Raw genomic sequence first — 25,855 nt, 5'->3', positions numbered from 1 at the left:
TCTTAAGTGTCTTTGTCCGATAAAATTGCCTTGTTGGCGCTTTTCGTTTCGCTCATAGCGTTGTCTCAGTCGATCTATTTTTTTGGGCGATCATTTCGCCCGATCGTGACCGCTATGGTTAAGACTGTTTCCGGCGGTAACATTTCTATAGTGTACAATCTTACGGTGCAGAATGCGGGAAGTATCCCCGCGCGAAATATAACATTGCATGTTCACGATAAACGAAAATTGGAGGCAGCCCTAAATGTGGCTACCGCCGATCGTCGTGCGTTGTTCTTGAAATGCTTTGAAGCCACAACGGTTATACCGATTTTGCAAAACGGGGCCGAGGTCTCGTGTTCTTTTGGTTTCACAAACTCTAGTGGTAATGGTTTTTGGAAGCCGCTCTCTAAGGTTACGATTTGGATCCGTTATGAAGGTTGGTTTGGGAAGGTTTATCTGGAGGAGCAAGAGATAATTATCGCTGACTCGGATAGTTTCACTGGCGCGGCCTGGCGGCCGTGATGCGACATACATGCGACAGCTACGGCTAAATTGCCTGAAATTCAGTCTATGTAGAAGGTATCATAATCCTTGTGTCGGGGGTTCAAATCCCTCCTCCGCTACCATCAAAGCAGCCGACATAATTACGATCGAGGCTATGGAGGCCGGTGTTCCCGCCTTGATCGAGGCCCGCAATCTGATTGATCGTTTCCAAACGATGATCGGATGGAGAGCAAGACCGCACTCGGTCAGTGGATCCCTTTGCTCTATAGCCGCATGGTCGAATTTGCGGGCAGGATGCCTTGTATAACAAGGAGGCTCACCGGGACTGAGCCACAGCGCGGTCCTGACTGCGATCGTCAACCGTAAGCTCAATGGCGCTGTGGATCACGAATTCCGCCATGGCATGATCTTCGATCTCGTCAGCCTCGATGTTCGCAATCGTCGTTTGCATCTTCGCCTCAAGCTTCTCACTCGAGGCGGCAAAGTTCGATCCTCGCTGCATCTTTGCCCGCATTTCCTCTTCGGACTTGCTGTAATAGTGGTTGAGCTGCAGGAACTGGTTTGAATAGAAGGCGGCTGATTTGCGGCCTCTGCGCGTGAAGTGGTGCCCGCTATCGTTTACGGTGAGATCGCCAAATTCGCGCGTCTTGAACTGGTGGATACTGACCTCGACGACCTCGCACGGATCGACGATGCATTTGAAATTGGTAGAATGCTCTCTACGGCTCAGCGGATCGGCGCTGCGCTTGGTATAGTTCAACAGGACGGGTCCTTCCGGCTTTGTCTTGTGGCCGCTGGTGCCGAACATATGCCAGGGCAGGGATATGTTGGGGAAATTCTGGGTGGCGACGAGCGCCTCCTCGATCGTTGCGCCTTTTTTTGGGAGGAGGAATTCGTCGGCGTCGATGAAAGCCATCCGCCGAAAAGCGCCGCCGAAGTTGAGAATTGCGTGGGCGAAGGCAATCACTTGGCAATCGAGGAAGCGCTCATCCTCACCATAGGTCATCCGTCCGGCCCAGGGCACGATTGTCAGCGCGTCCGGCGAGAGGGTCTGTCGCAAGATCCTGCAGGTGTCATCCGTTGAGCCGTTATCGTAGACGATGAAATGGCGCACACCGACAGCCTGGTGAAAGAGAACCCACTCGCCGATATAGGCTCCCTCGTCCTTCACGCACACCACGATGGCGATGCCGTGCCTTTCAGGAAACGGCGTCAGCGGCTGTATTGCGAGTTTCTTGATCGATGACTTTCCGCGTCCGAACCACCGCATTGATGTTCCCATAGTCGAAGCAGCCCAACCGAAACCGAATCCAGCCGCAAAAGATCGAAAATCCGCTCGCCCGCTCGGTTTGGCAGGCGTTGTCAATATGATCGCCATCCGAGGGCGAAGAGTTCATTGGACTTCGGGTGGCGGACGTCACGCGCAGGTGATCGCACCTCGCCAATCGCCGCCGCTGATCCGGCGTCGTTGATCCACTTGGCTGGCTTGAAAATTAGCCAGAAGAAGGCCCGGCAGGGGAAGCCGGACCTTCCTGTCACTGATCGGAGGTCAAATTCTGATCAGATCAAAAGCTGCGTTCGAAGCGGAGGATACCGGCCCACTGGCTTTCGTTGACCGAATCCCAATTGGTGTAGGAGACTTCCGGCTCGATCAGGAGGTTCTTGACCGGGTTGAACTTGAGGTTCGTGGTCGCGGCAAAGATCTTCGAGTCGGTGTAGGCAACCTGTGCGTTCCACTTCAGCTTTTCGTTGATCGGAACGCTCGCGCCGCCCCAGACTGCCCAATCGCCCCAGCCGCAAAGGTAGCCCTGGTTGGTTGGGCAAGTTGAGTCATCGTTGTTCGAGCCGGCATATTGGTTCAGCTTGCTGCCATCGGTGTTGTAGCCGCCCATGACGAAGGCCGAGAAAACACCGAAATCGGCATCGACGCGAGCCTTGACAGCGCCTTCCTCGACGATGGAGTCATAACCACCGACGACCTTGAAGGACCATGCGCCAGCCTTGTAACCGGCACCGGCAACGACGTTCGGAGCATAGTGATTGGATTCGGAGGTGACCCAGGCGCCGTCGTAGCTGCTGGCGTCATCGGATGAATTGGTGTCTTCGAGCGAGATGACAGCCGTGAAGCCGTTGCCGGCGTCGTAGTTGTAGGTGATCTGGTTGAGTTCGTACGGGCCGTCATAGACAACGTCGTCGTTGATGACGTCGCCGGCGTAGCCGGTGAAGACGTTGTACTGCGAGTCTTCCTTGCCGACGGTGAAGCCGCCGAGGCTGATGCTGGCGTGCAGCAGGTTGGTCGTGGTCGAATTGCCGTCGTTCCAGTCCCAACGCAGTTCCGCGTTGGTTTTCAGCGGGCCGTATTCGGTGTCGGTCGCCGTCTGCAGCTGCAGTTCGGCACGCGTATGCCAGAGCGTGCCGTTTTTGCTGCTCGGATTGTAGGCGTTGCCCCATTCACCTTCGGTGCGAACCTTGCCGCCGATCTTCAGGCACGTCTCACTGCCGGGGATAAAGAAGTATCCGGCGCCGAAAGCGTCGCATATTTTTACATACTCCAGCGGCTCCGGCTCGGCCGCGACAACGGCATCGGCAGCACTGGCTTGCGATGCGACGATGAGAGCGGCTGCTGAGCTGAGCATAAGGCCCTTGATATTCATTCTGGCTCCATTTGGTTTTGGCTACCTACGGGCATCGCGAAGCGACCTGGCGATGCCTCGTTCTAGCTTTACGGTTTCCGGCTGAAAGCTGATTGGCTTCCGCGCTATATCTAGCTGTGAAAACCTCTGGAGTTTCGAATATTCATCAAGCAACAACTCAGATAATCTAAGTGATTCAAGGATGTGTTGCCAAAATATCTCGATATTCAACGTATCGTTTCGTGATTTAAACTTGGTTATATTTCTAGAAAGGTTGGGAAATATGTATCTTAATTTGGACATCCATTGTGGTGATTCGCGCTTTCCCTGTTGGTGCATCTATCTTCATCAACGGCGCGTCTGCTTTCCGCCCGCGGCGAGTGCCACATTTGGCAGCGCAAACTTTGAAGGGTGACCGCTCGGTTCGGTTCATTGCTGCAAGAATCAAGCGCATCTATTCCCACGGAAATCGCGCGAATAGAGGACAGCCTCCTTCCAGGCGAGCACGACAGGAACGACTTCCTCTTTCGATCGTACCTTCCCGGTGACCATAAGTTTGCCAAGCAGTCGATTGATGATCTTTCCCTGATGCGCGGCGAGATATTCACTACGCCGCGCGAGCCGCCGGAAGTCGGCTTCCATCGCAATACCCTTCAGGCTTGCCGAAGGGCGAGGCTGCGCCAGCAATCGAGCCGGTTCCCGTGAGTGACCGGGGCCGCTGGTGTGCCGATTTATTGGGTTTCGAATAGTACTGATGCCGTTGCGAGGGCGCGCTCCTGATAAACTCAGGCGTCGATAAACGCGCAAGACATTTCTAAATAGCAGCGCTCGCGAGAGCGCTGCTATTTTATGTCGACATTAAACTACCCAGCGAGCCGTTTCAGGCTCGATAGTAGTGATGCCGATGATGACGATGGGGCCGGTGATGCTTGTGCCAGCCGCGGTGATGGCCGCGCCAGTAGTGGCTACGGTGGCTGCGATGCGATTTCCAGTGATGTCGTTGGCCGTGCCAATTACGATGATGGCGATGATGACGATAGTCGACCGTCTGGACGGACGATTGAACCTCCGGCTTCGTCATATTCATCATCGGCGTGGCGGATGCGGTACCGGCGCCAATAAGCAGACCGATGCCAAGGATTCCGGCAAGTAGAGTTTTAAAGATTTTCATGATGAACCTCCTTCATCGTCCTCATCCTGAAACCAAAGGGCTGAACGGGGGATGAATGATCGCCGAACGTGCAATTCGCCTCAAGAAATCGGCTCTGCCTTCCGAGGAAAGGCAGAGCCGGGAGGCCAGGCACTGGCTCAAGTGCGAACGAGCTTTTTGGGGGGCGGCGAGCTCGTCCGCACGACAAAGGTCTACCACCATAAGCTGAAGCCTAGCTGAAGGACATCAGATCGGAATGAAAGGGCTTGTCGGATGGGCACGGCGCAAGAGACGCCGGCCGGCCTAATCGGCCATCACGGTCTCGATAGGAACGCCGGCTTCCGTGGCGGCGGCAATGAAGCTGCTACGGGCTTCGAGCGGTTGCCTCAGCCCGCTTTCAACGTCCGCGCAGACGAGCAGGGCTCGCAGGAACGCCTTGCCTTCGGCAACCGGCCATGCATTCAGCAGCATGTCCATGGCCTCTTTCGTCGTGCTGACGGTGTAGGTTGTCCCAGTACGAGTGCAGATCACCAGTACGGGGTAATTCCAACGTCTATTGCTCATTGTTCGAAGCTCCGACCCATGCCGCGCACGTTAGCGCCTTGCCGGGCAAGGGCACAAGTAAATTTCGAGGCGACATTGGTTGCGCGGCGAAGGTACTAAAGCCATCGTTAAAATAGCTTTCCGAAGGACACGACTGTGAGGGTTCAGGCGACGGTTTCCGCTTGAACTCCATAGCCTCGCAGGAACATATCCACGCCCTGTTGGGCTGATATCTCGATGTTCGCCTCGGTTGGTGTTTCGCCAAAGAGTGTCGTCATCTGCAGGTCGGCGTTGATCAGCGCGGTGAACTGGCGGGCGGCGACATCGCAGTCGGGGATGCGGAGGAGGCCCTGGTGGTGGAGGCGGGCGAAGATGGCGCCGATTGCCGTGCCGATCTTGCAGGGGCCATGCTCGCGCCATGCTTCGAAGAGGTGCGGATAGCGGGGACCTTCGGACTGGACGAGCTTGCGCAGGAATTTTCCGTCCTGATTATAGAGGCAGTTGCGGTTCAGATCGACGGCGAAGGCGACTAGCTCTTCCCGCAGGTTCTGCGGCTTGTCGGGAAAGGCGGCGAGTGCTGCGAAGACGGCGGTATTGGCGCGCGCGGTCACGTCGGCGACGACGGCGATGAACAGTGTCTCTTTTTCGCGGTAGTGATTGTAAATGGTCTGGCGGGAGACGCAGGCCCGCGCCGCGATCTCGTCAATGCTCGCGCCCGAAAATCCCTCGCGGCAGAAGACGTCGGCCGCGGCATCGAGGATGGGGACGCGTTTCAGGCATTGGGCGGGTCTTGCAGTTCTTGCCTGCAAGGCGGCGTTTCGGCTGTTCATGGGATGAAGATAATGCGTATTGACGATTTGGACAATAGTGTCTAATTTGACAGCTATGTCCAAAAAAATGGACGAGACTGTTAAGCGCAATTTGGAACCCGCGTTTTCCTCCCAAGGCCGTGTAGCGTTCCGGTGACCACCTAGATTTGAATTCCCTTCAAGGGAGATGCGGCGCGAGGGCAATCCGGCTTTCGCGCTCGAAACTTTCTGAAAGATCATCACCATGACGACGTCCTTCCTTCGCTATGCGATCATCCTTGGCTTGCTTTCGGCCATCGGTCCCTTTGCGATCGACATGTATCTCCCCGCTCTGCCGTCGATCGGCAAGGATCTTGCGGCGGAAAACAATGTCGTTCAGCTCAGCCTGCTGTTCTTCTTCATTCCCTTCGCCATTTTTCAGCTTCTCTATGGGCCGCTGTCGGATATGTGGGGCCGCAAGGTGCCGCTTTATATCGGCATCGGCCTGTTTGCGGTGGCAAGCGTCGGCGCCGCCACGGCCAGTAACATCGAGACGCTGATTGCCTTCCGCTTCCTGCAGGGCATCGGCGGCGCGGCCGGCATGGTGGTGCCGCGCGCCATCGTTCGCGACATGCATACCGGCGTTCAGGCGGCGCGGCTGATGTCGCTGTTGATGCTGGTGTTCAGCATCTCGCCGATCCTGGCGCCGCTGACGGGCAGCGCCGTCATTGCCTTCTATGGCTGGCGCGGCGTGTTCTGGGCGGTGACGATCGCGGCGATCATCGGTCTCGTCCTGCTGTCGACGCAGCTCGAGGAGACCCGGACGAAGGCGGAACGCGCGCAAAGCGGCCTGGGCAGTGCCATGGCGGCCTATCGGCTACTGCTCGGTGATCGCAATTTCCTGACGCTGACTTTCATTGGTGGCCTCGGCATCTCCAGCTTCCTGGTCTATCTCGCCAATTCGCCGTTCATTTTGATCGACCATTATGGCTTGACGCCGACGGAATATAGTTTTGCCTTCTCGGTCAATGCCGTCTCCTTCTTCGCCGTGTCGCAGCTCACCGGCTGGCTCGGCGAGCGTTTCGGCCTGGTGCGGGTGATGCGGATCGCCGTCACAGGCTTTGCCACCACGATGGCGCTGCTTGCCATCGTCATGAGCCTTGGTTTCAATCAATTGCCGGTGCTGGTCGTATTCCTCTTCGTTGGCTATGGCTTCCTTGGCCTGGTCATCCCGACGACGGCGGTGCTGGCACTCGAGGATCATGGCGAAATCGCCGGTACCGCCTCGGCGCTGATGGGAACGCTGCAATTCGTCACGGCCGCTATCGCCATGATCATTGCGGCCGTGTTCTTCGATGGTACCGCCCTGCCGATGGTTGCCGGCATCGCGCTCTGCGCCGTTGCCGCGCTGCTATTGACGCAGGCGACGATCGCTCGCCGGCCGGTGGTGGAAGCGGCCGCGGAATAGGACGCTTTTACAGGGAGAAGAATGAGGCCGGGGCATTGCTCCGGCCTTTTCGATTCCGGCACTCGCATCTTGCGGAGCGGGCCAAGATCATGAGAACTTCGAACCCAAAAGGGAGAGAGGCTAATGGGCAGCTTCGCGGAGATTCTTGAGCGGGCGGAGAAGCGCAAGGGTGGGGCTGAAGGGCTGAAGGCGCTGATGCCCAAGGCGCCGGATCACGACGTTTTGCGCGCCATGCCGGACGACCGGTTGCTGTCGGAGATGACGCGCTATGTCTTCTATGCCGGTTTCGTTCGCAATGTCATCGATTCCAAATGGCCGGGTTTCGAAGCGGCCTTTTCCGGCTTCGATCCGGTTTTCCTCAATTTCGCGCCCGACGATTACTGGCATGACCTGACCTCGGATACGCGTGTGGTGCGCAATGGCGCCAAGATCATGTCGGTCACGGCCAACGCGCACTTCATCCGTGAGCTTGCCGAGGAGCATGGCAGCGCCGGGCGCTTCTTTGCCGATTGGCCGGTGGAGGATCATATCGGCCTGCTTGCCGTGCTCGATAAGCGCGCCAACCGGCTGGGCGGCATGAGTGGTCAATATTTCCTGCGTGCCATCGGCCGCGACAGTTTCGTTATGAGCCGTGACGTGCTCGTTTGCCTGCGTCTCTCCGGTCTGCCAATCTCGGAGACGAAGCCGGGGAAGAAGGATTTCAGGCTGATCCAGGACCAGTTCAATGCCTGGGGCGCCGAAACCGGCCTGCCGCAAACCTACCTCTCGCGCATCTGCGCCTTCTCCGTCGGAATGCCGGGGGAAGAGGCGGAGGACTGATTGATTTGCCCCGCCGAATGATATTGGATCGCGCCTCGAAAGTGGGAGGAAACGATCATGTCGACCGACAACCGGCCCCTGGCCATCAGCGCGCCCGAGCCGCGTTCGCTTGAGCTTATCTTCAGCAAGGACGCGCTGTCGCTTCTCCATTCGAAATATCGGATCGTCGAGGCGGATCCGGAGAATATCGCCGGCCTTGGCGACGATATTCTTGGCGAGGCGCGATATATCATCGGCCAGCCGCCGCTCTCGAAGGAGGTGCTGGACCGCATGCCGCGCCTGCGCTGCATCCTCAATGTCGAGAGCAATCTCATCAACAATATGCCCTATGATGTGCTCTTCGAGCGTGGCATTCATGTCGTCACCACCGGGCAGGTCTTCGCCGAGCCGGTGGCGGAGATCGGGCTTGGCTTTGCACTCAGCCTGGCGCGCGGCATCGTCGATGCCGATGTCGATTTTCGTCAGGGTAAGGAGCTTTGGGGTGGGGACGGCAATGCCAGCGCCCGGCTGCTTTCCGGCAGCGATATCGGCATTGTCGGCTTCGGCGACCTCGGCAAGGCGCTGAACCGATTGCTATCCGGCTTCCGCGCGACGGTCAGGGTATTCGACCCCTGGATGCCGCCGTCTATTCTCAGGGAACATGGCGTCCAGCCGGCCAGTCTCGACGAGGTGCTGTCGGGCAGCGATTTCGTTTTCGTCGTCGCTTCCGTCACCAGCGAGAACAAGGGTTTTCTCGGTGGAACGGCCTTTGCGCGTATGCGCAAGGGAGCGGCCTTCATCCTGCTCAGCCGCGCCGATGTTGTGGATTTCGAAGCGCTGATGGCGGCGGTTGCCTCCGGCCATATCGTTGCGGCGAGCGATGTTTATCCGGAGGAGCCGCTCAGCGGAGATCATCCGGTGCGCAGTCTCAAGGGTTTCATCCGATCGGCGCACCGCGCCGGCGCGATGGACAGCGCCTTCAAGAAGATGGGTGACATGGTGCTTGAGGATATGGACCTGATGGATCGTGGCCTGCCGCCGATGCGCTGCAAGCGGGCGGAGCGGGAGACGGTGTCGCGCATGCGGTCGAAGCCGGTTACCCGGAACTGACGGGCTACCTGGACGGGTGCATTCTCTGTCCGACTCATCTATGTCTCGGCCATTGACGATATGGTGGGGACAGAGATGGCGAATCGGGAAATCGACCTGGCATATGCGGCGACCAGGGGTCGACTGCCAGCCTTTCTAGGCATTGCCGCCGTCATCGCTATCATCATGCTCGTCCTCAGCTCGTGGTACACGATCGACCAGGGCGAGCGCGGCGTCATTCTGCGCACCGGCGCCATGGTCGGCACGGCCGAGCCGGGCCTGCATTTCAAGCTGCCGTGGATCGAAACCGTCGTCAAAATCCCCGTCACGCAGCAGGTGACCTACTGGACCTGCCAGAACGGCGCGAACTGCGAGGCCGGCGAGCATCCGCAGATGCAGGCCTATTCGCAGGACCAGCAGCCGGCCGACATGCGCGTGACCATTTCCTGGCATGTGCCGCCGGATGCGGTCGAGAAGGTCTATTCCGAATTCGGCTCGCTCGGTAATCTGGAATCGCGGCTGGTGTCGCGGCGTGCGCCGCAGGACGTGAAGACGGTGTTCGGCAAGTTCACCGCCGCCTCCGTCATCCAGAACCGGGCGCAGTTCAACACCGACGTTCAGGCGGCGATCGAGGCCGGCATCCAGGGGCCGGTACAGATCGACAGCGTTCAGGTCGAGAATATCGATTTCTCCGACGCCTATGAGAACAGCATCGAGCAGCGCATGCTGGCCGAGGTCGAGGTGCAGAAGCTGCGGCAGAATGCCGAGCGCGAAAAGGTGCAGGCGCAGATCACGGTGACGCAGGCCCAGGCGGCGGCTGATGCTCGCCGCGCCGATGCGCAGGCGCAGGCCGATGCTGTGCGGTTGCAGGCGGAAGCCGATTCACAGGCGATCCAGCTTCGCGGCGATGCCGAGGCGAAAGCCATCAAGGCGCGCGGTGATGCGCTCCGCGACAATCCGAACCTGATCTTCCTGACGCAGGCGGAAAAGTGGAACGGGCAGCTGCCGACCACCATGCTGCCGAATGGCTCCGTGCCGATGCTCAACCTCGATGCGCGGCAGACTTCCGCCGCGCCTGCGGGACAGGAATAGGGCCAGCTCGGTTGGTCGGCTCAGCGATGGGCCGACCAGGGCACGAAGCGACGTTCGATCAGCCGGACGGTGATCTCGAACAGGAAGGCGATCAGCGCGATGACGATGATGCCGCTGATGACGATATCGGTCACCAGGAACTGCGCGGCTGACTGGATCATGAAGCCCAACCCTTGAGACGCCGCGACCAGTTCGGCGGCGACCAGGGTGGACCAGCCGGCGCCGAGCGCGATGCGGATGCCGGTGAGGATCGAGGGGATGGCGCCCGGCAGGATGACGTGGCGCAGCACCTGTAGCCGGCTGGCACCGAAGGAGCGGGCCGCGTTGACATAGTCGACGGGGGCCGCCTTCACGCCGGCGGCGGTCGACAGGATGATCGGCGGCAGCATGGCGAGCGCGATGACGGTGATCTTCGATGCCTCACCGATGCCGACCCAGATGATGACCAGCGGCAGATAGGCAAGCGGTGGCAACGGCCGCAGAAATTCGACGATCGGGTCGAGGATGCCCTTGCCGACACGGCTGGTGGCAATCGCCAGCCCGGCGGGAATGCCGATCACCAGCGAGACGGCGAGACCGCCGAAGATCCTGAGCAGGCTGGCGAAGGCGTGCTCGGCCAGCGTCGAATCGACAAAGCCGGTGATGTTCAGCGTGTAGAGCGCCTTGGCGACGGTCCAGGGCGAGGGCAGGAAGACCGGCGAGACGACGCTATAGGCGGCGGCAATAGCCCAGATCACCAGCAGCGCCAGCACGGTTGCGAGCGAAATCCATAGCGTCGAACCGGATGAGCTGCTCTTGACTGCGGGCAGGGCGTCGGATTTGGCGGCGACGGTCGCGATCTTTTCGATATCGGCGGTCAAGCTGCCTCCTCCTCATTCTCGTCGTGGATCAGGCCGGTCAGCTCGTCGTGCAGCCGCTTGAATTCGGCGGATGCCTTGATCTCGGCAAGCGGTTCGCCGGCAAGGTAGCGCTTGCCGAAGGATAGCGGGATATCGGCGGTGATGCGGCCGGGATTGGGCGTCAGGGTGATGACGCGGGTGGCGAGTAGCAGGGCCTCGTCAATGCTGTGGGTGATGAGCAGGGCGCCGGTGCCGCTTTCCGACCAGACCTTCAACAGGAACTGCTGCATGCGGGTGCGGGTGAGCGCATCCAGCGCGCCGAGCGGTTCGTCCATCAGCAGGAAACGCGGGTCAGAGGCGAGTGCCCGGGCGATACCGACCCGCTGGCGCATGCCGCCGGAGAGCTCCCAGATATTGCGGTCGCCGGCACCTTCCAGGCCAACCTTGGCCAGTAGCCCATCGGCGCGGCGGCGACGCTCTTCCTTCGCGATGCCACGCAGGCGCAGCGGAAAGGCGATGTTGTCGCGGGCATTGAGCCAGGGGTAGAGCGCATCATCCTGGAAGACGACGGCTCGGTCGGCGGCCGGTCCGTCGATCTCCTTGCCGTCGACCAGGATGCGCCCTTCGGAGGGCGCGAGAAAGCCGGCGGCGAGATTGAGCAGGCTGGTCTTGCCCGAGCCGGAGCGGCCGATGACGGTGACGAATTCGTCGGAGGCGATATGCAGCGTCAGATTATCGAGGACACGGCGGGCATCCTGCCGGCGGCGGTCGCCGGGAAAATTCAGCGAGACGGATTGCAGGGAGAGGATGCTCATATGTGGGGACTCCAATGATTAGGTGCAGGCAGGGAGCCCCTGCCTGCACCGAAAGCGTGGATCAAAGACCGGTCTTGGCCGCGTCGGTGACGAACTGGGCGTTGACATAGGGAGCATAGTCTTTCAACACTGCCGGGACCTTGCCTTGTTCCAGCAGGAAGGCCGATGTCTGGGCGATTGCCTTCACCGTGTCTCCGCCGAGGAATTGGGCGCTCGCTTGCTCCTTGAGTGTCGGGAAGTAATAGCCCTTCAGCAGCTCCGGCACCTCTTCCGGCTTGGCGCCGGTGAGTTTGGCGATCTTGGCGGCCTGTGGCGACGAGGCGTTCCAGCTCGCCGGATCGGCGTGGTAGGACGCATAGGCCTTGCCGGTGACCTGAACAAAGCTGGTCACGATTTCCGGATGAGCATCGGCGAATTTCTTGCTGACGATCCAGGCATCGAAGGTCGGGCCGCCCCATTTGGCGACATCGCCGGATGTCGCGAGGATCTTGCCGTTCTTCTTGATCTGCGACAGAACTGGATCCCAGACATAGGCGCCATCGAGGTCACCGCGCTCCCAGGCGGCGGCGATTTCCGGCGGGCGCAGGTTGAGGATCTGCACCGTCTTGGGATCGATGTTCCAATGCTTCAGCGCGGTCAGCAGGCTATAGTGCGAGGTGGAGACGAAGGGTGTTGCGATCTTCTTGCCCTTCAGATCCTCGGGCTTGTCAATGCCCTTGACGGCGAGTGCTTCCGCATCGCTGATATTGCCGACGACGTAGATGGCTTCGATCGGCAATTCGCGGCTGGCGGCAGCGGCAAGCGGCGAAGAGCCGACATAGCCGATATCGATCGAGCCCGAGGCGATGGCGGCAACAACATCGGCGCCGCCGTCAAATTTGTGCCAGCTGATCTTCGCGCCGGTCGCTTTTTCATAGTCGCCATCCGCCTGCGGCACGCGCGAAGGCTCGACGATCGGCTGGTAGCCGATATTGAGCGTTACGTCGGCGGCACTTGCGTAGGAGCCGAACGTTGCGACAAAAACGGCGGCGGCTGTGGTGGTCAGAAGGTTGCGTCGATTGATGGTCATGTTTCCCCCGGATACGGTGTTTCGAAATGGTCTTTAATCGCTGACATGGCAGCCGATCCGCACTAATGATCGTGAAATTGATAGAAAATATAGAGATACAAAATTCCGGATTCGGGTCATCCGTCGCAACCTGCTTCCAAATATCGCGAAACTCCGGATCTTTTTGCGGTTGATGATGGAAAACAGGCGAGACGATGAATTCAAGGGTTGAGGACCGTACAATGAAGCCGATGCAGATCTACGCCTTCGATATGAACTGTGTCGGGCATATCAATCACGGCCTTTGGACGCATCCGCGCGACCTGTCGCTGAACTATACCGATCTCGACTACTGGGTGGATTTCGCCCGCACAGCCGAGCGTGGCAAGCTGGATGGCATTTTCCTGGCGGACATCGTCGGTGTCTACGATGTCTATAAGGGCGGCCCCGAGACATCGATCCGCACGGGTGCGCAGATACCGGTCAACGACCCGATCATCCCACTCTCGGCCATGGCCTATGTGACCAAGCATCTCGGCTTCGGCGTCACCGTCAACACCACTTATGAGCCACCGTTTCTGTTCGCGCGGCGGATGTCGACGCTCGATCATCTGACCAAGGGCCGCATCGGCTGGAACATCGTCACCGGCTATCTCGACAGTGCCGCACGCAGCATGGGGATGGAACGGCAGCCGGATCACGATGCCCGTTACGATGCCGCCGAAGAATATCTTGAGGTTGTCTACAAGCTCTGGGAGGGAAGCTGGGACGACGATGCGGTCAAGCGTGACAAAACGGGCGGGCTGTTTGCCGATCCCTCCAAGGTGCGCGCCGTCCGGCATGAGGGCAGCCACTACCGGATGGAAGGCATTCATCTGAGCGAGCCTTCGCCACAGCGCACGCCGCTGCTGTTTCAGGCGGGTGCTTCGGCGCGAGGCCAGGATTTTGCCGCGCGGCATGCCGAATGTGTCTTCGTCGCCAGCCCGACGCCGCAGGGCGCGAAGCCGATGACGGAGGCGCTGCGGCAGCGGGCCGTGGATTTCGGCCGGCGTGCGGACGATCTCAGCATCCTCAATCTCGTGACCGTCGTCGTCGGGCGGACGGAGAAGGAGGCTGAGGACAAGTTGGAGGATTATCGCCGCCACGCCAGCGTCGAGGCGTCGCTGGCGCATTATTCCAGCTCCATCGGCATCGATCTCTCCAAGTTCGGCCTCGATGAGCCGATCGAGCAGAAGACGACGAATGCGCAGCAGGCGGCTCTCGCCGTGGTGACCGGCAAGGCGAGCGGCAAGCCGGCGATGACGCCACGAGAGATCATCGACCAGATGGTGCTCGGCAGCCGGCAGAAGCCGATGGTCGGCTCGCCAGAGCAAATTGCCGATCGTCTTCAGCTATGGATGGAGGAGGGCGGCATCGACGGCTTCAATATGGCGCGTACGGTCGCGCCGGAAAGCCTGCGGGATTTCGTCGATCTCGTCGTTCCGCTGCTGCAGGAGCGCGGGCTGTTCAAGGCGGATTATGCTGAGAGCACGTTGCGCCAGAAGCTGTTTGGCCGTGGCGATGGGCGGCTGCCGGCCAGTCATCCGGCAGCCGCATTCCGTCATCGTGGGTAGACTTGGTTAGCGATGATCGAGCTTGGCGACGAGGCGGTCGCCGAGCCATTGCATGCCGCAGACCAGAATGATCAGTACGACGACGACGGCGATCATCACGCCGGTTTCGAAGCGCTGGTAGCCGTAGCGGATGGCAAGGTCGCCGAGGCCGCCGCCGCCGATGGTGCCGGCCATGGCGGATGCGCCGATCAGGGTCACCAGCGTCACGGTGAAGCCGGCGACGATCCCGGGCAGAGCTTCCGGCACCAGCACTTCGCGGATGATCGTCCAGCGATTGCCGCCCATGGCGCGCACGGCGTCGATCACGCCGCTATCGACTTCGCGCAAGGATACCTCGGCGATGCGGGCGTAATAGGGGATGGCCGCGATGGTGAGCGGCACGATGGCCGCTGTGGTGCCGAGTGCCGTGCCGACGATCAGTCGTGTCAGCGGGATCAGCGCGATCAGCAGGATGACGAAAGGTACGGCGCGGAAGCCGTTGACCAGGGCCGCGAGGATGCGGTTGACGGTGAGCTGCTCGGCAATACCGTCGCGGCCGGTGACGACCAAGGCGAGGCCGAGCGGCAGGCCGATGACGAGCGAGAGCAGGCCGGATGCGCCGGTCATCCAGATCGTCTCCCAGAAGGAGCGCCAGAGCAGGCCGAGGATGATGTCAGTTGTCATAGCCTAGAACCTCCACCCGGGCGGACCGGGCCGTCAGAAAATCAATCACCTGTGCCGGCAGGCCCTCATCGCGCGTCGGCACGGCAATGAAGAAGCGGGCGACCGGCTGGTTCTGAATATGGTCGATGCCGCCATGAACGAGGCGGAAGGAATGCGGCAGCGCCGCCGAGAGCTCGGCGAACAGCGCGCCTTGCGCGGCCGGGCCGGCGAGGTCGATGCTGAGAATAGCCTCGGCACCCGGCGTCTGAGACAGGCGTTCGGCGATATGGTCGGGGAGTTGCGGGCGGATGGTGCTGAGCAGGCTTGCGGTGATCTCGGTCTGCGGATTGGCAAAGACCGACCAGACGGCTCCCTCCTCGACGATTTTACCGGCATCGATGACGGCGACGCGATCGGCAACCGAGCGCACCACTTCCATCTCATGGGTGATGAGCAGGATGGTCAGGCCGAGCTTACGGTTGATATCCTTCAGCAGTGCCAGGATCGACCGGGTCGTCTCGGGATCGAGGGCGGATGTGGCTTCGTCGGAGAGGAGAAGTGCGGGGCGGGCAGCGAGCGCCCGGGCAATGCCGACGCGCTGCTTCTGGCCGCCCGAGAGAGCCGCGGGATAGGCCTTGGCCTTGTCGGCAAGGCCGACGAGGTCGAGCAGCTCGCGGGCACGTTTCAGGCGCTCTGCCTTGGCGACGCCTTCGATCTTCAGCGGCAGGGCGACGTTCTCCTCCACCGTCTTTGCCGACAGCAGATTGAAATGCTGGAAGATCATGCCGATACGGCGACGCAACGGCTGTAGTTCGTTTTCCGACAGGCCGGCGATATCGCGTCCTTCGATATGGATCTCGCCGCTATCGGCGCGCTCCAGCCCGTTCAGGCAGCGGATTAGCGTCGACTTTCCGGCGCCGCTGCGACCGATAATGCCGACGATCTCGCCACGCCTGGCGCTTAGCGAAACACCGTCGAGCGCAGGCGTCGCGCCGAACCGGCGGCGGACATCGACGAGGCGAATGATCTCGTCATTGCCCAATGAGCCAGGCGGCGCATGCCCCTTAATGGCGGTGGCGGAAACGAAGGAATTCATGTCAATCTTCTCTCGGCTTGTGTCGTCGGGTGCCGACCTGCTGGAAACACCGAAGGCGGCCCGAGCAAAAATGCCCAGGCCGCCTTGGTTCTCAGCGCAGCCCCCGGCGCTGAATTGCTGTTAGTAGGCGCTGAGACCAGTGCCCTTGTAGACCTTCTCGAATTCGGCCTTGACCGTATCGTTCTGGTAGGCGGAGACCAGCGTCTTCACCCAGGCTTCGTTCTCGCTGCCCTGCTTGACGGCGATGAAGTTGCGGTAGGGGTTGCCGTCGATCGGCTCCTGCGCGATGCGGTCTTTCGGCGAAAGTCCGCTCTTCAGCGCCCAGTCGGTGTTGACGACGGCGGCGTCGAGGTCGTCGATCGAGCGGCCGACGATGCCGGCGTCGAGTTCCTTGATTTCGACGTTCTTCGGGTTCTCGACGATGTCGGCGATGGTGGCGAGAATGCCGGTGCCGTCCTTGAGCTTGATGACGCCCTCATTCTGCAGCACGCGCAGCGCGCGGCCTTCGTTGGACGGATCGTTCGGCACGCCAATGACGGCGCCCTTCGGCAGCTCGGCGACGGTCTTGTACTTCTTGGTGTAGAGGCCGATCGGCCAGACGCCGGTGTAGCCGACGCGGACGATATGATAGCTGTGCTGCTTGATCTGGTTGTCGAGATAGGGCTGGTGCTGGAAGGCGTTGGCGTCGACTTCGCCGCGCTCCAGCGCTTCGTTCGGCTGGGTATAGTCGTTGAAGACGACAGTCTCGATCTTCAGGCCCTTCTTGGCGGCTTCCGTGGTGACCACGCGCCAGACGTCTTCGTCTTCACCGCTGATGATGCCGACCTTGATCGTCTTGTCAGCGGCAAAGGAGGGGGTGGCGACCGTCAAGCCGACGACGGCGACAGCGGAGGCAATGAGAGCTGCAAGGCCGGTCCGGCGCGTAAAGCGCAGCGTGTCGAGACCCTGAGAAGACTTTTTCGTCATGGGAAATCCTGTTCCATGTGATTGAGACGCCATTGTCTCGTTGACAGTCTCAATCATTTCAGACGCTCGCCATTTACGCGAAGAAGGATCATTTGTTGTGCACCGCACTTCTGAAAAACTCTTTTTGAGCTGTGCCTGATCGAGAACTAATTTTCTATAGGAATGATATATTATTGTGCATCTGAGGATTCGATTGCATGCGAATTGTGCATATCAGCGATGCCAGGTTCATCCAGAGCACTCTTCCGGCTTTTCCACCGGTTCATGGTGCTCGTCACGATCCCATGTGGGGTCGTTGCTCATGGCTATTCCCTCACAACCAGGAGGGGATTCGCACGTCTCGTCAGGTCAGAGTCCGATTTCGCTCTGCGGCTAAACTATTTAAAAATATAGGGAATTGCAGAAAATTTCGAAAGAGGCTTTTCAAGTTGAGATTAATCTATAGACTTGATCAAGTTAAGTGACCGGTGGGAACATTTCGTGTGCTCCCGCGTTGCGCCGGTTACAGAAGATGGTTTGCCGCGCCGCTTGCCCGATTGACTGTTTCGGGGTGCGCCAAACCCAGAAGCAGCGCGTGGGCCTCGGGGGAGGCCGATTAGTTTCTACATTATGCGCCGGACTTCCACTTGAAAGGAGACAGACATGTCGAATGCCTTGCCGCCCCTTCATGAGGGTCATGCCCCCATTACCTTGCAGCAGCTCTTCCGCGAAGCGCTCTATGCATTCGAGGAATGGGATGCGGAGGTCACTGAACCGATCGTAACGTTCGACGGGAGGATTTTCCCCGTCAGCGTCGTTTTTGAAGCCATGCGCGAATGCACCGACATCGTGCCGAACAATATCGTTTCGGCGGTTACCGAGCGCCTGACCAAGCCTTGGGCAGGCGAAGGTCCGCTGGACACGATGACCTTTTCGACAGCTGCCCGGGTGATGGGCGTTCTCGTCCGCAAACGGCTCCTGGCTGTCAGCAATGGCGTCGATGTCGTCGCCGTTGCCGTGAATGGTCAAGCGACGGAAAAGTCGGATCGCTAAAAACAGCGTGTGATCTTGTGATCTATCGAAGAGCCCGCCGGCTGATTTCCGGCGGGCTTTCTTTTTGCGATCTCAGCGGCGGCTGACATCGAATTCCGGATCGACGGGGATCTGCATCGCCGTCACCAGATGGTTGGTTTGTCCGGCAAGGCCGATGACAGCCAGCAATTCGCCATGCTGCGCGTCCGTCATGCCTTTTGCCCTGGCGGCAGCGGTATGCGAATGGACGCAGTAGCTGCAGCCATTGGCCGTCGAGACGGCGATATAGATCATTTCGCGCACCAGCGGATCAAGCGCGCCCTCAGTCATCATCACCGCCTTCAGCCCTTCCCAGGTGCGCTTTAGAAGTGCGGGATCATTGGCAAGGCCGCGCCAGAAATTATTGACGAAATCGGATTTTCTCACCTTGCGGATGTCGTCGAACACGGCCTTGACCGCCGGGATCGCCTCGGCCTCCGCATCACTCAGCAATTTGACTGTCGTCATCTCAACTCTCCTCTCAACAAACTGCTTTTGGTGCGAAAACTATAGCGCATTTTCGCGCGGTCCGTGCCGAGCGATGGTCGATTATGCTGCCTCTTTTTGTTTGCAAAACTTATCCATATGTGAAAATACTATTTACATAAGAAGATTGAGGGCGGTGGGTGCGTTGATTGATATCGAGGTGCGCGGCCTGCCGGGAGCGATGTCGGGGGAGCGGAAATAGCGATGGTGATGGAGAAGGAATTGCCGCTGGCCGGCCTGCTGGTCGTGGATATGAGCCAGTTTCTGTCCGGACCCTATTGTACTCTCAGGCTGATGGATCTCGGCGCCCGGGTCATCAAGATCGAGCGGCCGGAAGGCGGCGATCTTTCCCGCAGGCTTTATCTCAGCGACAATGAGAGCGGCGATTCGACTATTTTCCATGCCATCAACCGCTCCAAGGAGAGCCTGGTGATCGACCTGAAGAGCGAGCGCGACATGCAGGCGCTGCGCCGGTTGATCTCGCAGGCCGATGTCCTGGTGCAGAATTTTCGGCCCGGCGTGATCGAGCGGCTTGGATTGGGTTATGACGCCGCAAGCAAGATCAACCCGCGGCTCGTCTATTGCTCGATCAGCGGCTATGGCGAGGAAGGTCCTTGGGTCTCGCGCCCCGGGCAGGATCTCCTGGCGCAATCGCGCTCCGGCGTCATGTGGCTGAACGGCGACGAGGGGCAGGGGCCGGTGCCGTTTGGCCTGGCGATCGGCGACATGCTGGCGGGCGCTGCTGCGGCACAGGGCATTCTGGCGGCGCTGGTGCGTCGCGGTGTTACCGGCAAGGGCGGGCTGGTGGAGACGAGCCTGCTGGAGGCGCTGGTCGATCTGCAGGTGGAGGTTCTGACTGTCCACATGAACAGCGGCAACAAGCTGCCGCAGCGCTCCGGCTTTCGCAGCGCCCATGCATATCTCTCGGCGCCCTATGGCGTCTATCCGGCCAGTGACGGCTATCTCGCCATTGCGATGACGCCGATTTCGAAGCTCGCCGACCTGCTCGGCATGGACGAACTTGCGCCCTATCGTGACGATCCGAAAAGCTGGTTCACGGCGCGAGACGAGATCAAGACGCTGATTGCGGCGCGCATCGCCACCGGCACGGTCGATGAATGGCTGTCCATCCTGGAGCCGGCGGATATCTGGTGTGCCAAGGTGCTGAACTGGCCGGAGCTGTTGCAGAGTGAAGGATTCGGCGTGCTGGATATGTTGCAGACGGTCGGGCGCGGCGATGGCGTTTCGCTGGCGACGACGCGCTCTCCCATCCGGATCGACGGACAGCGACCGAAATTCGAGCGTGCGGCCCCCGAAGTCGGCGAGCATAATGCGGCGATCTGGGAGGAATTCGATCTCGGTTGATAACCGAGGGATCGCCCGAGAGATTTAGAAGGAGTTTCCCATGACACGCATCACCAATCTCCGCGTATTCGACCTGCGCTTTCCGACATCGCAGAGCCTCGACGGCTCCGACGCGATGAACCCGGATCCGGATTATTCCGCCGCCTACGTCATTCTCGACACCGACAAGCCCGGTCTTGCTGGGCACGGCCTGACCTTCACCATCGGTCGCGGCAACGACATCTGCTGCATGGCGATCGAGGCGATGCGGCATCTGGTCGTCGGAACCGAGCTTGCGACCGTGCTGGAAAACCCTGGCAAATACTGGCGGCACCTGACGAGCGACAGCCAGCTGCGATGGATCGGGCCGGAGAAGGGCGCGATGCATCTGGCCACCGGCGCTGTCGTCAACGCGGTCTGGGATCTGCTCGCTAAGGAGGCCGGCAAGCCGGTCTGGCGGCTGGTGGCTGAGATGGATGCGGAACAGATCGCCGATATCGTCGACTATCGTTATCTGACAGACGTGCTTACCCGCGACGAGGCCGTCGCCATCCTGAAAAAAGCCGAGCCCGGCAAGGCGGAACGCATCGCCACCCTCGAACGTGAGGGCTATGCCTGCTACACGACCTCGGCCGGCTGGCTCGGCTATGGCGACGACAAGCTGCGCCGCCTGTGCCAGGAGGCGATCGATGCCGGCTTTAACCATGTGAAGATGAAGGTCGGCCGCGATCTCGAGGACGATATTCGTCGGCTCACCATCGCCCGCGAGGTGATCGGTCCCGACCGCTACCTGATGATCGACGCCAACCAGGTCTGGGAAGTCGGGCAGGCGATTGACTGGGTCAACAAGCTCGCCTTCGCCAGGCCCTTCTTCATTGAGGAGCCGACCAGCCCCGACGATGTCGCCGGCCACCGCAAGATCCGCCAGGCGATCGGCCCGGTGAAGGTCGCGACCGGCGAGATGTGCCAGAACCGCATCATGTTCAAGCAGTTCATCGCCGAAGGCGCGATCGATATCGTGCAGATCGATTCCTGCCGCATGGGCGGGCTGAACGAGGTGCTCGCCGTGCTGCTGGTCGCAGCGAAATACGGCCTGCCGGTCTGGCCGCATGCCGGTGGCGTCGGGCTCTGCGAATATGTGCAGCACCTGTCGATGATCGACTATATCGCCGTCTCCGGCACCAAGGACGGCCGTGTGATCGAATATGTCGACCACCTGCACGAACACTTCATCGACCCCTGCGTCATCCGCGACGCCGCCTATATGCCGCCGAGCCTGCCGGGCTTTTCTATCGAGATGAAGCCAGAGTCGATCGCGGAGTATACGTTCAAGGGGTGATCCTTAGGGTCGGTCGGTATTGCTCACCCACTGGCCCTTTATTCGGCCGCAGAGGCTGTGCAATATCCGCGCACCTCTGTCGGAGTATTGGTGCATGCGAGCCGTTTTTGCCGTCGTCTTGACGTTTTTACTATCCCTCGTATGCGGAAAGGCAGAAGCCGCCGGCGGCAACCAGTTCAACGTGGCGACGCCTGGCGGCAATGTTCTGGTCGAGGGCTTTGCGAGCAGTTCAGGTGCCGCGCGTCCGGCAGTGATCATCCTGAGCGGCAGTCATGGGTTTGTTTCGTCCGCCTATGACGAACTCGGACGGAGCTTCAATGCGGCCGGCCTCGATGCCTATCTCGTTCATCTGCTCTCACCGGCTGATCAGCAGGCTATCGCCCGTGCCGGCAGTGCACCCGCCCGTATCGACTATTATGCGACGCGGCTGCAGGACTGGATCGCGGCGGTTCGGGGCGTGGTTTCCTATCTCAACAGTCAGCCCCGTTATGCCGGCAAGGTCGGCGTGCTCGGCATATCCTTGGGAGCGCAGACAGCTGCCGCCGCTTCGGTTGACAGCCGCGATATCGGCGCACTCGTGCTTGTCGATGGCGGCTTTCCGGATGGCTACTCTCAGCCGATACGCTCCCTGCCTCCACTCTATATGGCTTGGGGAAGTGCTGATCGGGTCTTTCCCGTCGCAACGGCGCGGGAGTTGCAGCGGATGGCACAAGGTTTGGGCGGGTCTGTCAGCCTCAAGGTTTATCAGGGTGGACCGCATAATTTCTTCCTGAAATCAGGTCCGCAAGCGGCAGCGGCTCACCAGGGCGCCGCCGAATTCTTCCTATCGCAGCTGTCGAAATAATCCTTACCCGATGCAGGAAGGCACATGTTCCTGTTGCCGCCGTTGAAGCGCTCAGTTCGAGCGCTTCAACCAGGCCTGGATAAGCGGCACGTCGGCGTCTGCCAGGTCATGGCCATAGGGGATGGTTTGCAGGTTCACCGTCGCGCCGCCGGCCCGCAGACGTTCGGCGAGGGGTTGAGAGTATGGGCCATACATGTCCTTCTCTCCGGCGATGATCAGCACGTCGGCGCCCGACATGTCCGCTGGTGGTGGGCCGGTGAGCACGGCCATGGAACGCAGCAGTACGGCACGGCGGATGACGTGGGGTTGCAGCGACAGCATGGCGTTTAGCAGGTTGGCACCGTTCGAGTAGCCGATATAGACGATGCGCTCGGGATCGAGACCATAGGCATGGACCGCGCCATCGATGAAGGCAGCGAAGGCTTCTGCCTCCCTGGCGATATCGGCCTGATCGAAGGAGAAGGGCGTGATGCGGCGATACCAGCGCGGCGAGCCCTCCTCCAGCGCCCGGCCGCGCACGCCGAGCAAGGTCGCCTGTGGGTCGACCTTGTGGGCGATCGGCAGCATCGTCGTCTCGCTGGCGCCGGAGCCGTGTAGCAGGATGAAGGTGTTGCCGTTCGGCTCCTGTGGCGTGAAGAAGCGATGGATGAAGGGCAGGTCCCGATAGATGACGCGCGGCTCGCCGGGCATCGAGAATTGCGGCAGGATGACATTCAGCTCCGCCAGCCGTTCCGGACTGTCGTCGGGCGCAAACAGGCGCGTACCGAGCGTCGCCTCGTCTTCATCCACCAGCGGCCCCGGCGCATCCGTGGCAAGCTCGAACAGGATGCCGCCGGGCTCGCGGACATAGAGCGAACGGAAATATTTCCGGTCATGCGTTACCGTCGGCGAGGAGTTGAGCGCCTGCAGCCCGTCGTGCACGGCCTGCAATTCGCTATCGTCGGCGGCGCGAAAGGCCACATGGTCGACCGTTCCAGTCCCCGGTGCGCTTGCCCAGAAGCCGCTGGCATCGCGGATGTCGATGATGTCGCCGGGCTCGGCGACGAGGCGGTTGATCGCGCCGTTGGCCGCTTGTGGCCGGTAGCCGAAATGTTTGACCAGAAGGCTTTGCGTCTGCTCGGGCGTTTCGCTGAACAGGGTTGCGCCGCGAATGCGCCGGATGGCATGTTCGGGCGGGATTTTGTCGCTGGCCCAGGGGGCGGCCGATGGCAGCTCCGCCGCGCCGACCAGCTTGACGATGACGCCGTCGGGATCCTTCAGGCGCAGGACCGGTTCGCCGAATTCTTCGGAGGGGCCTTCCGGCTTCAGGCCGGCGCTGAGCGCGCGTGTCAGCCAGAAGCCGATGCTCATCGGGTCGATGGCGAGCGAGATTTCGCCGACCTGGCCGACGCCGGCGCGGCCGGGAGCGCCGTCTTCCCAGACGAGGAAGGTGATCAGCGATCCCGGCGATCCCTTGGCATCGCCATAGAGGAGATGCAGTTGCGTCGCATCCTCGAAGCCGCCGGTGCGCTTGACGAGCCGCAGGCCGAGAAAGCCCGCGTAGAAATCGACATTCGCCTGCACCTTGCGAGTGATCAGCGTGATGTGGTGAATGCCGGCGACCATGGGATGCTCCAGAACGGATTGTGCAATTGGTCGCTATTTAGGGCGGAAGCCGCCGTCAATTCAATGCGCAGTCCATGGAGGCTGTGTTCACCAAACGCGTAACGTTCAGCTGTGTCACAGATCGGAGTACATCATGGGCCGGATCCGATTTTGCCTATTCGGCTGCCTTTGCGGTTTTCTTCTTGGCCTTTGTCTTCGGCTCCTCTGGTGGCAGCAATGCTTCCTGCTGCAGGCGAAGCTCCCGCAGGCGTGCTGTCTTCTTCTCGCGGCTCGTCTGCTCGCTGGCCAGGATATCCCTGACGGTGGAGTCGAGCTGGCTGGCCTTGACCAAGGATGCCTGTTTCTTGGATCCGAATAGATTGTCTTTGTTGGGCGCCATGTTGGCCTCCAGGGTTCGTGTCGGCGTTGGCGGTGCTTGCCGACTTGCGCGGGTCGTTTCCGCGCTCGCAAGGCGAGAAATCACATCGTGTATCGGATGACGCCCGTATTGGCGATATAATTCTGTCGTTTCCCAAGAAATAAGGCGAGAACTTGCCGTTAAAACCAGTGAAATGGAAAGAAAAACTTCGATAAATCTTGCCGAAATCAACCCGAGAATCAGGAAAACGACTAGCGAATCTTGGCGCTCAAGACGTGATGATTTTATGTCGCAGGAGCTGATTTTTATGAAATATTTGGTCGTTTTCGATGTTTTATATGTTTTTCCTTGTGGAGGATTTGATCCTCCGTTATAAGCCGTGCATCGATATTGCTGAATGAACTTTGCCTCGACGCACTCTGCGCGACACTGACGAACTTCCTCTCAAAATCGGTCTAATGCACCCAGGCGGTTGCCTGGAATGCGATCTTTATATGAGTGATTGAAAGGTCATCGTTATGAGCACAGGTACTGTAAAGTGGTTCAATGCCGCCAAGGGTTTTGGTTTCATTCAGCCTGACGACGGCGCAACGGACGTTTTCGTGCACATTTCCGCTGTTGAGCGCGCTGGAATGAGCAGCCTCCGTGACGGCCAGAAGATTTCCTACGAGCTTGTCAAGGACAAGCGTTCGGGCAAGATGTCGGCTGATCAGCTGGAATCTCTGTAAGCATCTGCCTCCGGTCTTTGACCACGGATGTACTGGCATAGATCGTTGAGGCGATGAAGGAAGAGGTCGGGTTAGCCCGGCCTTTTTTGTTGTCTTGATTCAGGCAAGTTGTGAATCGAAGGGCCTTGGTTTAAGAGACAGCTATTAGTTGAGACGTAGATAATTGTGCCGAATCCGCTTGCGGCATGGGCGTTGCGGGCGTTTTTCTTGCTCGAAATGTCTTCGTAACGCATTATGCATGCTCAACCGTTGCAGAGCGCCCGTTTTGCGGAGCCGAAAAAATTCCTCCCACGTACATCTCTTAAAAATATTGCATTGGCCGGAGGCGGCTTCATTTTCTGGCACGGCGACAGCAAAATGTTCTGGGGCATGATATTGTAGTTGTTGGTGATATTAAGACGGGGCTCAGACTGGCTGAAATAGCGGAGTAAAGGTACCCCAGAATAACCGGACGATCAGAGTGAAAAAATTCTTGTTTGAATCGCCGATTCTGCCGGACGGCTTTAGATTTCCCAAAACCTACAGGCAACTGGTGGAAAGTAATTCTAGGCCCGATATTGAGCCATGGATTTGGTTGGCTGACAATATGCCACAGTCTCTGTACTATTACGGTGCGATGCTCGAGAAATTCAAGGAAGGCCCCCTGGTTCCGTTTGCGATCATCTGCGACAAGACAGGGCTGCACAACGACGGCTATGTGACTTTGGCGCTATTTGACGGAAGCGACATCAGTGACCGTCCTCGCGTTGGGATCTACGACTACAGCACTCCGAAAAAAGGACCGTGGGACAACCTAAGCTACGACGACTTTGAGGAATGGCTTGTCGCTGCAAAGGAAGAGTCGGCGGACTATATAAGACTCAACGCACGGAGATCAATGACAGCAACGAAGCATGAACCCTTCGTAGGCTCGCTGGCGGCTTTGAAACCGTTCGAAGTTCAATCGAGGCTGACATCCATGAAGTCCGCGGAGAGGGAGTAGGGGTTTTTCGCACGCTGCGCCATCGCGTAACTCCTAATCTTCGCAACAAAATC

The 25,855-nt window shown here is 59.7% G+C and carries 27 protein-coding genes; 13 read left to right on the top strand and 14 right to left on the bottom strand.

The window, feature by feature from the left end; translation table 11 throughout:
- Positions 1 to 6: 6 nt before the first annotated feature.
- Positions 7 to 504: a DUF8453 domain-containing protein gene (locus AC1RO0_RS06255; RefSeq protein WP_498592020.1), complete on the top strand. Its 498-nt coding sequence runs from the start codon at positions 7 to 9 to the stop codon at positions 502 to 504.
- A gap of 298 nt (positions 505 to 802) precedes the next feature.
- On the opposite strand, the gene AC1RO0_RS06250 is transcribed toward AC1RO0_RS06255, so the two are convergent.
- The 3 genes from AC1RO0_RS06250 to AC1RO0_RS06240 all read right to left on the bottom strand — a co-directional run bounded on the left by AC1RO0_RS06250 (position 803) and on the right by AC1RO0_RS06240 (position 3,806).
- A complete protein-coding gene (locus AC1RO0_RS06250; protein ID WP_498592019.1) occupies positions 803 to 1,756 on the bottom strand; it encodes a glycosyltransferase family 92 protein in 954 nt (317 codons plus the stop codon).
- Positions 1,757 to 2,051: 295 nt separating this feature from the next.
- Complete coding sequence (locus AC1RO0_RS06245; RefSeq protein ID WP_498592018.1) at positions 2,052 to 3,140, bottom strand: porin; 1,089 nt, start codon at positions 3,138 to 3,140, stop codon at positions 2,052 to 2,054.
- Positions 3,141 to 3,563: 423 nt separating this feature from the next.
- Positions 3,564 to 3,806, bottom strand: a complete 243-nt coding sequence (locus AC1RO0_RS06240) for a hypothetical protein (protein WP_498592017.1) — start codon at positions 3,804 to 3,806, stop codon at positions 3,564 to 3,566.
- A gap of 211 nt (positions 3,807 to 4,017) precedes the next feature.
- Between AC1RO0_RS06240 and AC1RO0_RS06235 the strand changes: the two genes are divergently transcribed.
- The gene (locus AC1RO0_RS06235) at positions 4,018 to 4,272 is read left to right on the top strand and encodes a hypothetical protein (RefSeq protein WP_498592016.1); all 255 of its coding nucleotides are present in this window, start codon (positions 4,018 to 4,020) and stop codon (positions 4,270 to 4,272) included.
- 300 nt (positions 4,273 to 4,572) lie between these two features.
- Here the strand turns inward: AC1RO0_RS06235 and AC1RO0_RS06230 are convergent, their stop codons facing one another.
- Both AC1RO0_RS06230 and AC1RO0_RS06225 read right to left on the bottom strand, forming a co-directional pair.
- Positions 4,573 to 4,833 carry a DUF982 domain-containing protein gene (locus tag AC1RO0_RS06230; protein ID WP_498592015.1) on the bottom strand — a complete coding sequence of 87 codons (261 nt, stop codon included), beginning with the start codon at positions 4,831 to 4,833 and terminating at the stop codon, positions 4,573 to 4,575.
- 143 nt (positions 4,834 to 4,976) lie between these two features.
- On the bottom strand, positions 4,977 to 5,642 hold the full coding sequence (locus tag AC1RO0_RS06225) for a TetR/AcrR family transcriptional regulator (RefSeq protein ID WP_498592014.1): 666 nt from the start codon (positions 5,640 to 5,642) through the stop codon (positions 4,977 to 4,979).
- Positions 5,643 to 5,865: 223 nt separating this feature from the next.
- Here AC1RO0_RS06225 and AC1RO0_RS06220 point away from each other — a divergent pair, with 223 nt between their 5' ends.
- The 4 genes from AC1RO0_RS06220 (at position 5,866) to AC1RO0_RS06205 (ending at position 10,047) form a co-directional block, all read left to right on the top strand.
- A complete protein-coding gene (locus tag AC1RO0_RS06220) occupies positions 5,866 to 7,068 on the top strand; it encodes a multidrug effflux MFS transporter (protein WP_498592013.1) in 1,203 nt (400 codons plus the stop codon).
- 123 nt (positions 7,069 to 7,191) lie between these two features.
- The gene (locus tag AC1RO0_RS06215; protein WP_498592012.1) at positions 7,192 to 7,887 is read left to right on the top strand and encodes a DNA-3-methyladenine glycosylase I; all 696 of its coding nucleotides are present in this window, start codon (positions 7,192 to 7,194) and stop codon (positions 7,885 to 7,887) included.
- Positions 7,888 to 7,944: 57 nt separating this feature from the next.
- Positions 7,945 to 8,976, top strand: a complete 1,032-nt coding sequence (locus AC1RO0_RS06210; protein ID WP_498592011.1) for a hydroxyacid dehydrogenase — start codon at positions 7,945 to 7,947, stop codon at positions 8,974 to 8,976.
- Positions 8,977 to 9,051: 75 nt separating this feature from the next.
- On the top strand, positions 9,052 to 10,047 hold the full coding sequence (locus AC1RO0_RS06205) for a prohibitin family protein (protein ID WP_498592010.1): 996 nt from the start codon (positions 9,052 to 9,054) through the stop codon (positions 10,045 to 10,047).
- Positions 10,048 to 10,067: 20 nt separating this feature from the next.
- Here AC1RO0_RS06205 and AC1RO0_RS06200 read toward each other — a convergent pair whose 3' ends face one another.
- The 3 genes from AC1RO0_RS06200 to tauA form a co-directional block, all read right to left on the bottom strand.
- Positions 10,068 to 10,907, bottom strand: coding sequence for an ABC transporter permease subunit (locus tag AC1RO0_RS06200; protein ID WP_498592009.1), 840 nt, complete (start codon positions 10,905 to 10,907; stop codon positions 10,068 to 10,070).
- Positions 10,904 to 11,701 (bottom strand): taurine ABC transporter ATP-binding protein, encoded by a 798-nt coding sequence (locus AC1RO0_RS06195; RefSeq protein ID WP_498592008.1) that lies wholly within the window; start codon positions 11,699 to 11,701, stop codon positions 10,904 to 10,906. The genes AC1RO0_RS06200 and AC1RO0_RS06195 overlap by 4 nt, the downstream gene beginning before the upstream one ends.
- A gap of 61 nt (positions 11,702 to 11,762) precedes the next feature.
- Entirely contained in the window at positions 11,763 to 12,770 is a 1,008-nt protein-coding gene (gene tauA, locus AC1RO0_RS06190) for a taurine ABC transporter substrate-binding protein (protein ID WP_498592007.1), read from the bottom strand.
- A gap of 221 nt (positions 12,771 to 12,991) precedes the next feature.
- Between tauA and AC1RO0_RS06185 the strand changes: the two genes are divergently transcribed.
- On the top strand, positions 12,992 to 14,362 hold the full coding sequence (locus tag AC1RO0_RS06185) for an LLM class flavin-dependent oxidoreductase (RefSeq protein ID WP_498592006.1): 1,371 nt from the start codon (positions 12,992 to 12,994) through the stop codon (positions 14,360 to 14,362).
- A gap of 6 nt (positions 14,363 to 14,368) precedes the next feature.
- Here the strand turns inward: AC1RO0_RS06185 and AC1RO0_RS06180 are convergent, their stop codons facing one another.
- From AC1RO0_RS06180 to AC1RO0_RS06170, 3 genes are all read right to left on the bottom strand, one after another.
- Positions 14,369 to 15,025 (bottom strand): methionine ABC transporter permease, encoded by a 657-nt coding sequence (locus AC1RO0_RS06180; protein WP_498592005.1) that lies wholly within the window; start codon positions 15,023 to 15,025, stop codon positions 14,369 to 14,371.
- The gene (locus tag AC1RO0_RS06175; RefSeq protein WP_498592004.1) at positions 15,015 to 16,100 is read right to left on the bottom strand and encodes a methionine ABC transporter ATP-binding protein; all 1,086 of its coding nucleotides are present in this window, start codon (positions 16,098 to 16,100) and stop codon (positions 15,015 to 15,017) included. The genes AC1RO0_RS06180 and AC1RO0_RS06175 overlap by 11 nt, the downstream gene beginning before the upstream one ends.
- A 120-nt stretch (positions 16,101 to 16,220) precedes the next feature.
- Positions 16,221 to 17,066: a MetQ/NlpA family lipoprotein gene (locus AC1RO0_RS06170; RefSeq protein WP_498592003.1), complete on the bottom strand. Its 846-nt coding sequence runs from the start codon at positions 17,064 to 17,066 to the stop codon at positions 16,221 to 16,223.
- Between the two features lie 642 nt (positions 17,067 to 17,708).
- Between AC1RO0_RS06170 and AC1RO0_RS06165 the strand changes: the two genes are divergently transcribed.
- Positions 17,709 to 18,098, top strand: a complete 390-nt coding sequence (locus AC1RO0_RS06165) for a BRA0787 family protein (RefSeq protein ID WP_498592002.1) — start codon at positions 17,709 to 17,711, stop codon at positions 18,096 to 18,098.
- Between the two features lie 72 nt (positions 18,099 to 18,170).
- Here AC1RO0_RS06165 and AC1RO0_RS06160 read toward each other — a convergent pair whose 3' ends face one another.
- On the bottom strand, positions 18,171 to 18,584 hold the full coding sequence (locus AC1RO0_RS06160; protein WP_498592001.1) for a carboxymuconolactone decarboxylase family protein: 414 nt from the start codon (positions 18,582 to 18,584) through the stop codon (positions 18,171 to 18,173).
- A 222-nt stretch (positions 18,585 to 18,806) separates the two neighbouring features.
- On the opposite strand from AC1RO0_RS06160, the gene AC1RO0_RS06155 reads away from it, so the two are divergent.
- The 3 genes from AC1RO0_RS06155 to AC1RO0_RS06145 all read left to right on the top strand — a co-directional run bounded on the left by AC1RO0_RS06155 (position 18,807) and on the right by AC1RO0_RS06145 (position 22,129).
- Entirely contained in the window at positions 18,807 to 19,967 is a 1,161-nt protein-coding gene (locus tag AC1RO0_RS06155; protein WP_498592000.1) for a CaiB/BaiF CoA transferase family protein, read from the top strand.
- Positions 19,968 to 20,007: 40 nt separating this feature from the next.
- Positions 20,008 to 21,285 (top strand): L-fuconate dehydratase, encoded by a 1,278-nt coding sequence (locus tag AC1RO0_RS06150; protein ID WP_498591999.1) that lies wholly within the window; start codon positions 20,008 to 20,010, stop codon positions 21,283 to 21,285.
- A gap of 94 nt (positions 21,286 to 21,379) precedes the next feature.
- Positions 21,380 to 22,129 (top strand): dienelactone hydrolase family protein, encoded by a 750-nt coding sequence (locus AC1RO0_RS06145; RefSeq protein WP_498591998.1) that lies wholly within the window; start codon positions 21,380 to 21,382, stop codon positions 22,127 to 22,129.
- A gap of 51 nt (positions 22,130 to 22,180) precedes the next feature.
- Here the strand turns inward: AC1RO0_RS06145 and AC1RO0_RS06140 are convergent, their stop codons facing one another.
- The gene (locus tag AC1RO0_RS06140) at positions 22,181 to 23,734 is read right to left on the bottom strand and encodes a VOC family protein (protein ID WP_498591997.1); all 1,554 of its coding nucleotides are present in this window, start codon (positions 23,732 to 23,734) and stop codon (positions 22,181 to 22,183) included.
- A gap of 154 nt (positions 23,735 to 23,888) precedes the next feature.
- Complete coding sequence (locus AC1RO0_RS06135; RefSeq protein WP_498591996.1) at positions 23,889 to 24,113, bottom strand: hypothetical protein; 225 nt, start codon at positions 24,111 to 24,113, stop codon at positions 23,889 to 23,891.
- Between the two features lie 497 nt (positions 24,114 to 24,610).
- On the opposite strand from AC1RO0_RS06135, the gene AC1RO0_RS06130 reads away from it, so the two are divergent.
- Entirely contained in the window at positions 24,611 to 24,820 is a 210-nt protein-coding gene (locus AC1RO0_RS06130; RefSeq protein WP_007703204.1) for a cold-shock protein, read from the top strand.
- A gap of 460 nt (positions 24,821 to 25,280) precedes the next feature.
- Positions 25,281 to 25,802, top strand: a complete 522-nt coding sequence (locus AC1RO0_RS06125) for a hypothetical protein (RefSeq protein WP_498591995.1) — start codon at positions 25,281 to 25,283, stop codon at positions 25,800 to 25,802.
- Positions 25,803 to 25,855 lie beyond the last annotated feature (53 nt).

It is taken from the genome of Rhizobium sp. GW821-FHT14E12 (assembly GCF_058803745.1).
This window is presented reverse-complemented; position numbering and strand designations above follow the sequence as displayed.

Coding starts and splice junctions, on each gene's coding strand:
- AC1RO0_RS06250 (WP_498592019.1), bottom strand. CDS start 1,756: ATGCGGTGGTTCGGACGCGGAAAGTCATCGATCAAGAAACTCGCAATA.
- AC1RO0_RS06245 (WP_498592018.1), bottom strand. CDS start 3,140: ATGAATATCAAGGGCCTTATGCTCAGCTCAGCAGCCGCTCTCATCGTC.
- AC1RO0_RS06235 (WP_498592016.1), top strand. CDS start 4,018: ATGCCGATGATGACGATGGGGCCGGTGATGCTTGTGCCAGCCGCGGTG.
- AC1RO0_RS06230 (WP_498592015.1), bottom strand. CDS start 4,833: ATGAGCAATAGACGTTGGAATTACCCCGTACTGGTGATCTGCACTCGT.
- AC1RO0_RS06225 (WP_498592014.1), bottom strand. CDS start 5,642: ATGAACAGCCGAAACGCCGCCTTGCAGGCAAGAACTGCAAGACCCGCC.
- AC1RO0_RS06220 (WP_498592013.1), top strand. CDS start 5,866: ATGACGACGTCCTTCCTTCGCTATGCGATCATCCTTGGCTTGCTTTCG.
- AC1RO0_RS06215 (WP_498592012.1), top strand. CDS start 7,192: ATGGGCAGCTTCGCGGAGATTCTTGAGCGGGCGGAGAAGCGCAAGGGT.
- AC1RO0_RS06210 (WP_498592011.1), top strand. CDS start 7,945: ATGTCGACCGACAACCGGCCCCTGGCCATCAGCGCGCCCGAGCCGCGT.
- AC1RO0_RS06205 (WP_498592010.1), top strand. CDS start 9,052: ATGGCGAATCGGGAAATCGACCTGGCATATGCGGCGACCAGGGGTCGA.
- AC1RO0_RS06195 (WP_498592008.1), bottom strand. CDS start 11,701: ATGAGCATCCTCTCCCTGCAATCCGTCTCGCTGAATTTTCCCGGCGAC.
- tauA (WP_498592007.1), bottom strand. CDS start 12,770: ATGACCATCAATCGACGCAACCTTCTGACCACCACAGCCGCCGCCGTT.
- AC1RO0_RS06185 (WP_498592006.1), top strand. CDS start 12,992: ATGAAGCCGATGCAGATCTACGCCTTCGATATGAACTGTGTCGGGCAT.
- AC1RO0_RS06180 (WP_498592005.1), bottom strand. CDS start 15,025: ATGACAACTGACATCATCCTCGGCCTGCTCTGGCGCTCCTTCTGGGAG.
- AC1RO0_RS06175 (WP_498592004.1), bottom strand. CDS start 16,100: ATGAATTCCTTCGTTTCCGCCACCGCCATTAAGGGGCATGCGCCGCCT.
- AC1RO0_RS06170 (WP_498592003.1), bottom strand. CDS start 17,066: ATGACGAAAAAGTCTTCTCAGGGTCTCGACACGCTGCGCTTTACGCGC.
- AC1RO0_RS06165 (WP_498592002.1), top strand. CDS start 17,709: ATGTCGAATGCCTTGCCGCCCCTTCATGAGGGTCATGCCCCCATTACC.
- AC1RO0_RS06160 (WP_498592001.1), bottom strand. CDS start 18,584: ATGACGACAGTCAAATTGCTGAGTGATGCGGAGGCCGAGGCGATCCCG.
- AC1RO0_RS06155 (WP_498592000.1), top strand. CDS start 18,807: ATGGTGATGGAGAAGGAATTGCCGCTGGCCGGCCTGCTGGTCGTGGAT.
- AC1RO0_RS06150 (WP_498591999.1), top strand. CDS start 20,008: ATGACACGCATCACCAATCTCCGCGTATTCGACCTGCGCTTTCCGACA.
- AC1RO0_RS06145 (WP_498591998.1), top strand. CDS start 21,380: ATGCGAGCCGTTTTTGCCGTCGTCTTGACGTTTTTACTATCCCTCGTA.
- AC1RO0_RS06140 (WP_498591997.1), bottom strand. CDS start 23,734: ATGGTCGCCGGCATTCACCACATCACGCTGATCACTCGCAAGGTGCAG.
- AC1RO0_RS06135 (WP_498591996.1), bottom strand. CDS start 24,113: ATGGCGCCCAACAAAGACAATCTATTCGGATCCAAGAAACAGGCATCC.
- AC1RO0_RS06130 (WP_007703204.1), top strand. CDS start 24,611: ATGAGCACAGGTACTGTAAAGTGGTTCAATGCCGCCAAGGGTTTTGGT.